Here is a 12162-nt window from a genome sequence, read left to right as displayed (position 1 = left end):
ACGTAGATGTAGTTGGTCTGACCGAACTCGGGGTTCTCGTTGCCCACGCAGCCGGCGTTCTGGCAGACGCGGATGTCGGGGCTGGTCCAGATGCCCCACGCGCCGTACGTGCCCGGCTCCGCGCCCACGTCGGACGCGTTGTCGTGCATGAAGACGTCGGTGCGGCACGGGGTGATGGTCAGCGTGACGTAGTCCACCGCGCTGTCGTCATCGGCGGTGACGTCGAGGAAGCCCTGGGCGTTGAGCGTGGGCAGGAGGTTGACGCCGCCCGGCAGCGCCGCCAGGTCGAGGTTGATGGTGCCCGTCGTCTGAGAGGGCACGCCCAGGGTGCCGAACTTGCGTCCCCAGGCGGGGACCAGGAGGGCGCCGCTGGAGTCCACGAACTTCAGCCCGAACGAGTCGTTGAGGCCGCCATTGAAGACCTGGGCGCGCAGCGTGGCGCCGCAGATGCGGCCGTTGCGCGTGAGGTTCGTGAACGTGGTGCCGAAGTACCGATCCGCGCCTGCTTCGTCGTAGTCCCGCGAGCCGGGGTACATGTAGTTGGCGGCGATCCACGTCAGCAGCCCTGTGCTCGGCGACGCGGGCTCGGTGGGCGCGGCGAAGTTGTCCGCGATGCCGCCTGTATAGGTTTGCGCTCGAGCAGCACCTCCCCAGGTGAGCGCCACCATGGCCAACACGGCGAGCGCGGTGCCCAGACGAGGGCGGTGGATGAATTGAAGCATGGGTCTCCTGTTGCGAGTGACGGGTGCGGCCGCCTCCCCCAAGGCCGGCGAAGTCCGGCGCGGCGGTCACGGCCGTGGACTGCACGCCACCCTTCAAAGCAACGCATGGGCGTTGAGTTTCCGAATGGCGCCCACGATGACGCCGCGACCTGCCCGTCATTCAAATTCTTGCTGAGATTCCTTCAATTGCTCGCATGTCTTGGTTGTGACTTGGAATGTCACAGCGAGGGGCAGCGCGCGAAGGGGCGGGCCGCGACGTGCGCGGCCCGCCCCCGATTGCTCCGATGCGTCGGTGCCCGCGTTACTGCTTCGCTACGCCCAGGCTGATGTCGTAGCCCACGCCGCCCACCTCGAGGACCTGGCCGGGCGCCTCGTCAGTCTCCGCGTACTGGACCACCTGCACGGTGAACGGCTGCGCCGGGGCGGCGCGGACATCCTCCGCCGCGGAGAAGGTGACGCGCACGAACGGGCCGGCCTGGGGCGCCAGTTGGAGGCCGTCGAGCCGCGCGCCGCTCGGGCTCGTCACGCGCACGATGCCCTCGCCGATGACCTGGAAGCCCGTGCCCTTGCGGTTCCACGTCGACCACAGCTCGGGGGGCAGGGTGAGGGTGATTTGTCCGCGGTCGAGGAAGGACGGACCGGCGGGCACGCGGACCTCCAGGGAGGCGGCGCTGGCGCGCTCACGCAGGATGTTGCGCACGCGGAAGTCGAAGTCCTGCGAGGCGACGAGCGGGTTGAGGTTCACCACGTTCACGTTGCGCCACGCGATGTTGTTGTTGCGGATGGTGTTGTTGACGGTGTTGGAGGGGATGAGTTCGGCGAACGTCATCGGGTCGGACACCGACACCCAGCGGGCCAACAGGCAGTAGTGGCCGGGCGCAGGGACGGTGTTCCACATGACGGGGACCTCGTAGCCCACCGCGCCTGCGGGGACGGTGACGTTGAGGCTGCCGATGAAGTTCCAGTCGGTGTTCCACACCGCGCCGCCGCCGGAGGCCGTGTAGTAGAGCATCAGCGTGCCCACGCCGGGGTTGCCCACGGGCGCGTTGGGGCCGGTGTTGTTGAGCTTCACGTAGATGTAGTTGGGCTGGCCGAACTCGGGGTTCTGGTTGCCCACGCAGCCGGGCATCTGGCAGATGCGGATGTCGGGGCTGCTCCAGATGCCCGAGGCGCCGTACGCGCCCGGCTCGGTGCCCACGTCGGACGCGTTGTCGCGGATGAAGACGTCGGTGCGGCACGGGGTGATGGTCAGCGTGACGAAGTCCACCGCGCTGTCGTCCTGGACGATGACGTCGAGGAAGCCCTGGGCGTTGAGCGTGGGCAGGAGGTTGGCGCCGCCCGGCAGCGACGCCAGGTTGAGGGTGATGGTGCCCGTGGCGCCGAAGGGGACGCCCAGGTTGACCAGCGAGTCTCCCCAGCCCGTGGCCAGGGGCGTGCCGGCGGGCCCCATGAAGAGCAGCCCGAGCGAGTCATTGGTGTCGCCGTTGCGAACCGTGGTGCGCAGCGTGGCGCCGCAGATGCGGCCATTGCGCGTAAGGCCCGGGAACGTGGTGCCGAAGTACCGGTCAACGACCATGGAGTCATAGGGCCGCGAGCCGGGGTACGTGTAGTTGGCGGCGATCCACGCCAGCAGCCCCGCGCTGGGCGACGAGGGCTCGGTGGGCGCGACGAAGTTGTCCGCGATGCCACCCGTATAGGTCTGCGCCTGTGCGGCACCTCCCCAGGCGAACGTCACCACGGCCAGCAAGGTGAGAGCGGTGCCCAGGTGAGGGCGGTGGATGGAATGAGGCATGGATCCTCTGTGGCGGGCTGCGAGTGAGGCCGCCCCCCATGCCGGCGAAGTCCGGCGCAGCGGTCACGGCCGTGGACTGCGCACCTCCCCAGAGCAACGCATGTGCCTCGCGAGGACCCCGCCACCCCGCGCTAGGACGCCGCGCCGCGATATGTCCAGTATTTAATTATTTCCTGTTATTTCTTAAGTTACATGTTTAGGGCGGTCGTGACATGAAAGGTCACAGCGAGGGCTCGTCGCCGGGGGAACAGGGTGGAAAGATGGCGTCACATGGCACCGTCCGCCCCTCGTGCCGCATCCGAGGATGCCGCGCCCTTCACCCCAGCTCCCACGGTGGACCTTCCGGACTCTCGGCCGGAGGACGCGGACACGCGCTGGCTGCGCGACGTCTATCGCGGTGAGGGGCTCGCCCAGCTCACGCCGCGCGCGGTGGGGCTGGGGGCGCTCATCGGGGTGCTCACCTGCGCCACCAACCTCTATGCGGGCCTGAAGACGGGGCTCGCGTTTGGTGTGGCGGTCACCGCGGCGCTGCTCACTCACGCGGGGCATGGTGCGTTGCGGAGGCTGTGGCCCAGGGCCGCGGGTGCGCCGCTGTCCGCGCTGGAGACGTGCTCGGCGCAGGCGGTGGCATCGTCCGCGGGGTATGCGACGGGGGGCGCGCTGGTGTCGGTGCAGGGGGCGTGGCTGCTCACCACGGGGCATCACCCGGCGGGCTGGGCGCTGCTGGCGTGGACGTTCCTGGTGTCGGCGTTGGGGGTGTTCTTCGCCGTGCCGCTCAAGCGCCAACTGGTGGACCGCGAGCAGCTCCCCTTCGCCACCGGCACCGCCGCGGCCGCCGCCATCCGCGCGCTGCACGCCACGGGGGAGGGGGCGCGCTCGCGTCTGCGGGCGCTGGGGTTGGGCGGAGGTGTGGCCGGGCTGCTCACCGTGTTGCGCGACGGCTTGGGACGGCTGCCCATCGCGTTCGCGTTCCCCGGCGCGGTGGGGGGCATTCCGTTGGAGCGACTGGGCTTCGCGCTGGAGACGAGCCTCTTGCCCGTGGGCGCGGGCGCGCTCTTGGGGCTGCGCACCACGGCGTCGTTGCTGCTGGGCGCGTTGTTGGTGCACGGGGGGGGTGCGCCGCGCGCGTTCGCCTTGGGGCTCGTGCCCGCGGACGGCGGAGTGGGGGAGGTGCTGGGGTGGACGCTGTGGCCGGGTGCCGCCGCGCTCACCGCCGCGTCGCTGGCGCAGTTCGCGCTGCAAGGGGGCGCGCTGGCGCGGGTGCTGCGAGGACTCAGTGGGGGCTCGGCGCACCCCGTGGATTCGCTCCAGGTGCCGCGGAGCTGGTGGGTGGGGGGCGTGGCGGTGCTGACGCCCGCGACGGTGGCGGTGGCGCGGGTGGGCTTTGGTGTGCCCGTGCCGCATGCGTTGCTGGCGGTGGCGCTGTCGTTCGGGTTGTGCCTCATCGCGTGCCGCGTCACCGGAGAGACGGACGCGAACCCGGTGGGGGCGCTGGGGCAGGTGACGCAGGTGACGTACGGCGTACTGCTGCCGCATGACGTGCGAGCCAACCTGGCCACGGCGGGCCTCACCGTCAACGCGGCCTCGTCCGCGGCGGACCTGCTCACGGACTTGAAGACGGGACACTTGTTGGGCGCGCATCCGCGGCGCTTGTTCCTCGCGCAGCTCTTGGGAACCGTCGTGGGCGCGGCGGCCGTGGTGCCGCTGTTCTTCGTGTTGGTGCCGGACGTCTCCGCGCTGGGAGGAGCACGCTTCCCGGCGCCGGCGGCCACTGTCACCGCCAGCATGGCGAAGGTCCTGGCTCAAGGGCTGGGCACGCTGGCTCCCGAGACCCGTTGGGCCATGGCCCTGGCGGCGCTGGGGGCCGTGGTGTTGACGCTCGCGGAGCGCGTGCTGCCGGAGCGCGTGCGGTCCTGGGTTCCCTCTCCGCTGGGGCTTTCGCTGGCGTGCTTGCTGCCGGCTTCGACGTGTTTGGGCTTCTTCCTGGGAGCGCTGGCCACGGAGGGTGTTCGTCGAGTGAGGCCCGATGCGGAAGAGTCCCTGGTGACGTTGGCGGCGGGCCTCATCGCGGGCGAGGGGCTCGTGGGCGTCGTCATCGTCCTGACACAGTCGCTCTGGTAGCCTCGGGGATCGTCCATGCGCTGTCCGGTCTGCCACCGCCGCCTCTCCACCGGAGCGGTGTGTCCCGTGCACGGCGAGCGCCCCGCGCCCGTGCCGCCGGCCGCGCCTGTGCCGCTCCCGGATGTGCCCGGCTTCACCAGCGCGACGCTGCTGGGCACCGGAGGTTCGTCGCACGTCTTCACCGCGGTGCGAGAGGGCGACGGGCGCGAGGTGGCGCTGAAGGTGGCTCGGGCACCGCGCCCGGGTCGCTTCGCGCACGAGGCGGAGGCGCTGCGTCGCGTGGGCGCGCCCATCGCGCCGGAGTTGTTGGACGAGGGCACCGTCGGTGGCCGCCCGTTCCTCGTGCTGGAGCGCCTGCGTGGGCAGACGTTGGCCGCGTGGATGTCCGAGCTGCCCGGCACGGGCGCCGCGTCCACGCCTCGCGTGCGTGAGCTGCTGTCGGGGCTGTGCGCGGCGTTGGAGGCGGTCCACGCCGCGGGGCTGGCGCATCACGACCTCAAGCCGGAGAACGTCTTCCTGCGCGAGGGCGGGGCGCTCAGCCTGCTCGACTTCGGACTGGCCCGCATCGGCGATGGGCCGGGGGCGCCGTGGCGTCAGGGAACGACGCACTACATGGCCCCGGAGCAGTGCTTGGAGACCGGTGAGGCTGGCGCCGCGGCGGACATCTACGCCTTGGGCGTGCTCCTCTTCGAGCTGCTCACGGGAGCGCCGCCCTTCACGGGCGGGCCGGACGCGGTCCGACACGGCCACGTCAGCCTGCGTGCTCCCGCGGCCTCCGAGCGCGCCGATGTGCCATTGGCGCTCGATGCGCTCTTGCGAAGGTGCTTGGCCAAGGCCCCGGCGGAGCGCTTCGCGCGGGCTTCGGAGGTGCTTCAGTCCTTCGATGCCGCCTGCCGGATGGAGGCGCCGCCGCCGCTCCAGGTGAATCGCGACGAGCTGCCCGCGCCGCTGGATGCGGTAGGGCTTCGTCCCGTGGCGCTCCTGGGCGTGCGCACGCCCGCGTCGGTGGAGGTGCTCCGGGCCGCCATCGAATCGCACGGAGGAGCGCTCGCGCGTGTCTGGGGCGGGGGCTACCTGGTGGCGTTTCCAGAGTCCCTGTCCGCGGAGGCGAACCTGCGCGCCGCCGTGCTCGCAGCGCGTCGGCTGCTGGAGGAGGAGCGAAAGAGCGCGGCGATTCTCCACCTCGCGACCGCGCACGTGCGGCCGGGTGCGGCCACTCCGCGCGTGGCGGGTGAAGCGCTGGCTGCGCCCGATTCGTGGTGGCCCGAGTCGCTGGAGCCCGGCGCTGTGCTCGTCAGCGACGCTGCCGCCGCGCGACTGGAAGGCGAAGCGCTGGACGCGTCGCCCGAGCGTGATGCGTTGGCCGCGTCACTGAAGCGTGGGTCGCTGGAGGGCTTCGCTCGACTGCGCCCCCGGGATGATCGGGCGTCGTCGGATGCGCCTGTCGCGCCGCCGCTGCTGGGGCGCGAAGCGCTGCTCGATGTCCTCGTCGCGGAGGCTCGGGGGTGTCTTTCCGAGGCGGTGCCCGGTCTCTGTGTGCTGACGGGCGAAGTGGGGCACGGCAAGACGCGCTTGGTCGAGGCGCTGGCCTCGCGGCTCGGGCAAGAGGGGCTCGCTCGTGTGGTCCGGCTGCGCGCTCCTGCGCCGGATGCCTCCGCGCCAGACGCGCTGGTCGAGGCGTTGGTTGCTGCCTCTGCGTCCGCACCCGAAGCGCTCGAAGGGCACCGTCCCTCCGCCGCGCGCGCGCTCGCGGGGCAGCTGCTCCAGCGTGCGCGAGAAGCGCCTCGGGTGTTGTTGCTGGATGACGCGCACCTGGCCGACCCGACCAGCCTGGACACGCTCGAGTTGACGACACTGGCAGGTGGCCGCGCGCCGCTGTGGGTGTGCGTGGTGGGGCGCCCCGCGCTGCTGGGGCTCCGTCCGCATCTGGGGGACCGGAGCGCGCGTGCTTCGCGGCACGTGCTGCCACCGCTGTCGCCCGAGTCCACTCGCGCCCTGTTGCTCCACCTGCTGCGCCCCGCGGAGCACGTGCCCGAGCCTGTCCTGGCTCGATTGGAGCGCCTGGCGCAGGGCGTGCCGCTGTCCCTGGTGGAAGTCGCGGGTGCGCTTCGTGCGGCGGGGGCACTGCGAGCCTCGCCGGGAGGCGGCTGGTACATCGCGCCGGACGCGTTGCTCGACGTGTCGGTCACGCCACTGTTCGAGCGCCTCGCCGCGCGCGCCCTCGCCGCGCTGCCCGAGGTGCATCAGGGGCTGGCCCGGCTGTGTGCGGTGCTCGGCACCGAGGTCGATGTGGAACGGGTGGACGCGGCGCTGCGCCACCTGGGCCCGGGAGAAGACGCGGCGCGCTTGGGCTCGCTGGACGCGGGCGCCGGGCTGCGCCGCCTTGCTCGCGCGGGGCTCCTGCGCGAGTCCGAGCCGGGTCACTTCGTCTTCCGCCACCCCCTGTTGCGCGAAGCCCTGGAGGGACTGCTCCCACCGGCCGCGCGCCGCTCACTGCACGCCGCCGCGCTGCACGCCACGGGAACGGATGGCCCGTCCCGCCGTCGTCGTCGCGCGCACCACGCCGCTGCCTGTGGCGCGCACGAAGAGGCGGTGGAGGCCTTCCTCGCGTTGGCGGAGGAGGCCCGTCGCGCGCACCTGCCTGTGGAAGCGGAGCAGCACTACACACGCGCGCTCGCGTTGTTGCCCGAGGCCGACCCCGAGCGCCGTGCCCTGGCGCTGGCGGGACGAGGCCGGGTGCGGCACCGCCTCCAGCGCTTCCGCGAGGGATTGGCGGACCTCGGGGCCGCGCGCGCCTTGGCCGGGGCTCGGGGCGACGAGGCGCTGGTGGTGGACCTGTTGCTGGAGGAGGCCACCGCGCGCGATTGGATGGAGGACGCGGAGGGCTCGGGGGCGTGCACGCGCGAGGCGCTGGAGCGCATCGCGTCACTGGACTCGCCCCGGTTGTCGCTGCGCTGCTCGCTGGCGCGTGGCCGCATGCACGTGCGGCTGGGTGAGTGGGGGCCTGCCGCTCGGATTCTGGGCTCGGTGGCGGAGGGCGCGGAGGCCGCGCGCGACCACGAGACCCATGTGGTGGCACTGGCGCTGCTGGGCTCGGCGCTCACCTTCCTGGAGCGCCCCGACGAAGCGGCCGAGCGCTTCGAGGAGGCCTTGATGCGCTGCGAGTCCGCGGGCGATGCCCTGCATCTGGCCGCCACGCGCATCAACCGCGTGCTCCTGTGGCTGTCCCGAGGCGACATGGCCCGCATCGAGGACGACCTGCGCCACGCCATGGCGCTGGGGCGCGAGCTGGGACACGCCCAGGTGGAGCGCTGGTCCACCTTCAATCTGGCCGAGGTCCTCTACATGCAGGGCCGCCTGGACGAGGCGCTCCCGCTGGCCCGTCGCGCGCACGAACTCGGCGTGCGCTTCTTTCGCGATCACCCCGTGCCCGTGGACGCCCTCCTGTTGGCGCGGCTGAGCGCGGCCCGGGGCGAGCGGGCGGAGGCCCGAGGCCACCTCGAGTGGATCGCCTCGCACTGTCCGCCTGAGTCCCTGCCACCCACCGCCGTCATGCGCCGGTTGGTGGCGCTTCAGGTGGGCGAGTCCCCCGCGGACACCGAGGCCTGGAGCACCCTGGTGGATGAGGCGGAGCCCTTCGCGTCCCCGGACGAGAAGGCGGAGATCCTCCTCCAGGCCACGCTGGGGGCACTCCACGCCGGGCGCAACGCGGAGGCCCAGACCTGGCTTGCGCGCGCCGGACAGGCGGTGGAGGGAGCCCCGTTGTGGCGCACCCGTTACGAGTCCCTGCGCGCCCGGGTGGCCGATGCCCTGTAGCGTGGAATGTCACGCGCGCCCGAGTGCTGTGGCGTTCGGCGCCACAGTTGCGGGCGGACTCAGCGGGTATCCCCGCGCGAGGGGGGGCGGGTGCGGGCTGGCCCAGGCCGTGCTTCCGCTTCGCCTCATTCCTTTCCCTTCCACCCTGGAGGAGGGCCCATGGCCGTCCGGTTCCGTGATTCCCTGATGCGCGGCGTGCTGCCGCTGCTGCTGGCCCTGGCTGGCTGTGGACCCACCGCGCCCTCCGAGTCCGAAGCAGGACTGGGCACGCAGCGAGCGGACATCCGCATCGCGAACTCGCTGTCCACGGACGCGCTCGTCCTCAACGCCATCTCCACGAATCCCCAGGCCAACGGGCTCCTGTCCTCGGCCTCGCTCGCGGCGTTGTTCGACCCCGCCACGGGAGACGCGTACCTTCGCGTGCAGCTGCACGACCCGGACGCGCAGAAGTTCATGGAGTACCTGGTGAGCTGCGCGTTGCCCGCGGGGCATGACATCCCCTGGTATGACCCGCTGACGTCCACGGCGCGCGCGTGGAAGGGCAAGGCAGGCCTGTGCCCCATGTGGGAGGCCCAGTCGCCCAACACGCAGTGTTTGCGGCGCGTGTCGGGCTGTATCCTCGCTCGCAACAACGCGCTGGGCCGGCGCGTGGAGCTGTCCATGCGAGGCGAGGCCTCGTCGTTGCCGGGCGGTGGCTTCCCGCTGGAGCCGGTGACGGCTCCGGCCGAGTTTGATCCGGACACGGCGCAGAAGCTGTCGAGCTTCTCGGCCTGTTCGACGGGCACCCAGGGCGCCTCGCGCGACTGCGGCTGGAAGGCCGACGCCGTGGGCCGGTGCCAGCCGGGCGCCACCGTGGCGGTGGGCGCGGGCGGCGCGGCGGCGTGCCCGGGCCCGACGCTGGGCGCGAGCACGGGTGCTCGGATGATCTTGCGCGTCTGTGAGGGCACGGTGGGGTGTGACGAGCACGCGAACCGCTTCATCGACGAGAGCGAGGGGAGCTGCGCGGGGTCCGCCCCGGCGTTGACCTTCGAGTGTCCGAGCGACGGCTACTTCAGCGTGATGACGGCCCCGTGGGACAGCGCGGCGTCGGGGCTCGCGGTGGTGTCGGCCAGCTCGACCTCGACCGTGCAGTACGGCCTGTCCGAGGCCCAGGTCTACTCGGTCCGCGAGGGCGCCTTCTACGGCAACCTCTTCGTCCCCAAGGCGCTGGCCACCAAGGTCGAGGTGGTGGTGCACCGCCAGGGAGACCAGACCTTCTACGAGGTCGAGGGTGACGACGTCGTCATCCCGGGCGCCATCTACAAGCAGATGTACTCCTGCTACGACCCGGCCTGGGTGAACGGGGCGGCGTACTCCACCCATCGGGTGTGCGCGCTGCCGGCGTCGGGTGCCAACTGCGCGACCACGGTGGTGGGGGCGTGCTGGGGCAACTCGGAGAGCAGCCCGGGCAAGTGCGCGTCGCAGGATGGCTCGCTCGTGGTGGGCGATGGCGACTTCGAGCAATGCCGAGACACCACGAACGGGCTATGGAAGGAGCCGGTGACGACCTTCCTCCACATGCCTTGCGATCCGACCTCGACCAACCCCGGCTCGGAGCTGTGCAAGCGGATACCGAGCAAGAAGGGCTCGAAGTAGCGCATGGCCCCTTCCGGGGAAGAGGCGCTGTACGGCGAGGAGCTGCGCCCCGGCGCGCTCGTGGGCCCGTGGGTGGTGATGTCCGTGCACGCCACCGGGCCGGTCTCCTCGCTGTACCGTGCGCGGCACGTGCAGGACGGCACCCCCGCCGCGCTGAAGGTGCTGCATTCCCACGCGTCGCTCGCGCCGCTCGCCTTGCGGCGCTTTCGCCGGGAGGCGGCGACGCTCCAGCGCTTGCGCCATCCGCACATCGTCGAGGTGCGGGGCCACGGCACCCTGGCGGATGGGCGCCCCTTCATCGCCATGGAGTGGCTGGAGGGGAGGGACCTCGCGGCGGAGCTGGCCGCGCGCGGTCCGCTGTCCCCCCGTGAAGCGCTGGAGGTGATGGAGCAGGTGGGCGCGGCGCTGCGCGAGGCGCACGCGGCGGGCGTCGTCCACCGCGACCTCAAGCCGCAGAACGTGATGCGCCTGGCCGGGAGCGGGGAGTCTCCTCGGGTGAAGCTGGTGGACTTCGGCGTGGCCAAGGGACTCCGCCCGGGCGCTCCGGGCAACTCCACGCTGACCCACACCGGCACGGCGATGGGCACGCCGTTGTCCATGGCGCCGGAGCAGGTGCGCGGCGAGGTGCCCGATGCGCGCACGGACCTCTACGCGCTGGGCGTGCTCCTCTTCCAGCTCGTCACGGGGCAGCCGCCGTTCCCGGGCCCCACGCGACACGAAGTCGAGGAGCAGCACCTGCACGCGCCGCCGCCGCGCCCCAGCGAGCGCGCGCCCGTCCCCGCCGCGTTGGACGCGGTCGTGCTGCGGTGCCTGCGCAAGCGGCGCGAGGAGCGCTACCCGGACGTCGACGCGCTGATGGAAGAGCTGCGCGGCGCGGTGCGAGGCACGTCCTCGCGCGATGCGCCCGAGCACGCGGTGGCGCTGTACGCGGAGGGTTGCGCGCAGGCGCTCGCGTCGGCGGAGTCGCTGGACGCGCTGGATGCGTCGCTGGAGCGAGCACTCCGGCTCGCGCGAGACGCGGGCCTGGACGCGAGGCTGGAAGGCTGCGGATGTCTGCTCGTGATGGCCGCGTTGCCAGCGGACGCGGAGGCGGCACGCGAACTCCGCTCCCGTGTCCTGGGTGCGGCGCGAGCGTTGGCGAAGCTGCCTGCCCCGCTGAGCATCACCGTGCACGTCGCGGAGCGCTCCACCGAGGGCGGCCTGGCGCGGTTGCCGGACTGGGTGGCACCGTCCGAGTCCGCCGGCGTGGTGGCCAGCGGCGCGGTGCTGCGAGACCTGGAGGAGGGGCTCGCGCTGGAGCCCGTCCCTGGGCGTGAGGACCGGTGGCGCGTGGGCGCCCTCGGCTGAGTCTCAGGGCTTGATGCCGTGGCGGCGCAGCAGCCGGTACAGGTGCACCCGGTCCATGCCCGCGGTGACCGCGGCCTGCGCGACCTTGCCCGGATACTTCTCCAGCAGCGCGTGCAGGTAGCGGCGCTCGAACTCATCCACCATGTGGCGGCGCTGCTCGGCGTAGGGGCGCGAAGGGTCCACCTCCACCGGCCCCGAGTGGTGCGGCTCGTCGTCGGAGAGGGACACGGTGTCCTCGAAGACGAGGCAGCGCTCCAGGTAGTTGCGCAGCTCGCGCACGTTGCCGGGCCACGCCGCGTGGCGCAGCCGCCCGAGGAACTCCGGGGTGCGCAGGGCCTCGGTGTGCTCCGGCTCCGAGCCCAATGACTGGAGGATGCCGTCCACGAGCACGGGCAGGTCCTCGGGGCGCTGGCGCAGCGAGGGCATGGAGATGCGCAGCACCGCCAGCCGGAAGAAGAGGTCCGAGCGGAAGCGGCCCGCGTTCACCTCCGCGCGCAGGTCGCGGTGCGTGGCGGCGATGAGCCGCACATCCACGGGCTGATAGGTATTGCTGCCCACGCGGCGAATCTCCCGGTTCTCCAGCACGCGCAGCAGTTTGGGCTGCAGCTCCGCGGGCAACTCGCCAATCTCATCCAGGAAGACGGTGCCGCCGTCCGCCTCCTCGAAGACGCCCTCGCGCCGGTTCACCGCCCCGGTGAAGGCGCCCTTCTCGTGGCCGAACAGCTCGCT

Annotated in this window: 7 protein-coding genes; 4 read left to right on the top strand and 3 right to left on the bottom strand. The window is 72.1% G+C overall.

Annotated features, from left to right (window positions below; translation table 11 throughout):
* Both JGU66_35865 and JGU66_35860 read right to left on the bottom strand, forming a co-directional pair.
* Window positions 1-722: hypothetical protein (locus tag JGU66_35865; GenBank protein MBJ6766160.1), on the bottom strand; the 722-nt coding region annotated here is incomplete at its 3' end.
* A 301-nt stretch (window positions 723-1023) separates the two neighbouring features.
* The gene (locus JGU66_35860; GenBank protein MBJ6766159.1) at window positions 1024-2514 is read right to left on the bottom strand and encodes a hypothetical protein; all 1491 of its coding nucleotides are present in this window, start codon (window positions 2512-2514) and stop codon (window positions 1024-1026) included.
* Window positions 2515-2784: 270 nt separating this feature from the next.
* Here JGU66_35860 and JGU66_35855 point away from each other — a divergent pair, with 270 nt between their 5' ends.
* From JGU66_35855 to JGU66_35840, 4 genes are all read left to right on the top strand, one after another.
* Complete coding sequence (locus JGU66_35855; protein ID MBJ6766158.1) at window positions 2785-4635, top strand: OPT/YSL family transporter; 1851 nt, start codon at window positions 2785-2787, stop codon at window positions 4633-4635.
* A gap of 15 nt (window positions 4636-4650) precedes the next feature.
* On the top strand, window positions 4651-8451 hold the full coding sequence (locus tag JGU66_35850; protein MBJ6766157.1) for a protein kinase: 3801 nt from the start codon (window positions 4651-4653) through the stop codon (window positions 8449-8451).
* Between the two features lie 159 nt (window positions 8452-8610).
* A complete protein-coding gene (locus tag JGU66_35845; protein ID MBJ6766156.1) occupies window positions 8611-10086 on the top strand; it encodes a hypothetical protein in 1476 nt (491 codons plus the stop codon).
* Between the two features lie 3 nt (window positions 10087-10089).
* A complete protein-coding gene (locus JGU66_35840; GenBank protein MBJ6766155.1) occupies window positions 10090-11433 on the top strand; it encodes a serine/threonine protein kinase in 1344 nt (447 codons plus the stop codon).
* 3 nt (window positions 11434-11436) lie between these two features.
* Here JGU66_35840 and JGU66_35835 read toward each other — a convergent pair.
* Window positions 11437-12162 (bottom strand): sigma-54-dependent Fis family transcriptional regulator (locus JGU66_35835; GenBank protein ID MBJ6766154.1); only part of this gene is annotated, 726 nt, incomplete at its 5' end.

This window comes from Myxococcaceae bacterium JPH2 (assembly GCA_016458225.1).
Lineage (GTDB): Bacteria > Myxococcota > Myxococcia > Myxococcales > Myxococcaceae > Citreicoccus.
Note: the sequence above shows the minus strand (reverse complement) of the source record. Positions and strands in the feature narration are given on the sequence as shown.

What these genes read in the sequence shown, in the direction of transcription:
- JGU66_35860 (MBJ6766159.1), bottom strand. Translation starts at nt 2,514, where the DNA reads ATGCCTCATTCCATCCACCGCCCTCACCTGGGCACCGCTCTCACCTTG.
- JGU66_35855 (MBJ6766158.1), top strand. Translation starts at nt 2,785, where the DNA reads ATGGCACCGTCCGCCCCTCGTGCCGCATCCGAGGATGCCGCGCCCTTC.
- JGU66_35850 (MBJ6766157.1), top strand. Translation starts at nt 4,651, where the DNA reads ATGCGCTGTCCGGTCTGCCACCGCCGCCTCTCCACCGGAGCGGTGTGT.
- JGU66_35845 (MBJ6766156.1), top strand. Translation starts at nt 8,611, where the DNA reads ATGGCCGTCCGGTTCCGTGATTCCCTGATGCGCGGCGTGCTGCCGCTG.
- JGU66_35840 (MBJ6766155.1), top strand. Translation starts at nt 10,090, where the DNA reads ATGGCCCCTTCCGGGGAAGAGGCGCTGTACGGCGAGGAGCTGCGCCCC.